At 69.3% G+C, this 423-nt stretch carries 1 protein-coding gene; it reads right to left on the bottom strand.

Translation table 11 applies throughout. The features are described 5' to 3' along the window. The coding region (locus tag L692_RS29415; RefSeq protein ID WP_036724471.1) for an HAD-IC family P-type ATPase at positions 1–423 on the bottom strand (423 nt) is incomplete at both ends.

Genomic DNA, 423 nt, shown 5'->3' on the forward strand with positions numbered 1-423 from the left:
CGCACCTCGGCCATCACCCGGTCAATGCCGGCCTCGGCCGCAATGGCCCGCGCCGTCCGCTCGTTGTCGCCGGTAATCATCACCACGTCGATGCCCATGCGCCGCAGAGCCGCGACCGCCTCCCGCGAGGTCGGCTTGATCGTATCCGCGACGGCCACGATGCCTTCGCAGACTCCGTCCACCGCGACCAGCATCGCCGTCTTGCCCTGCTGCTCCAGCTCGTTCATGGCTTCAAGCCAGCGTGCAGCGGGGGCGCCGTTCTCCTCCATCATCCGGCGCGTCCCGACGATGATCTCCCTGCCCTGGACGGAAGCCTTGATACCCCGTCCGGGTACATTGGCGAAGCTTCCGGCTTCGGCAAGCGACAGCCCTTTCTCCGCCGCGCCCGCAGCCACCGCCTCGGCGAGCGGATGCTCCGCCCGC

It is taken from the genome of Paenibacillus forsythiae T98, from assembly GCF_000520735.1.
GTDB lineage: Bacteria > Bacillota > Bacilli > Paenibacillales > Paenibacillaceae > Paenibacillus_AQ > Paenibacillus_AQ forsythiae.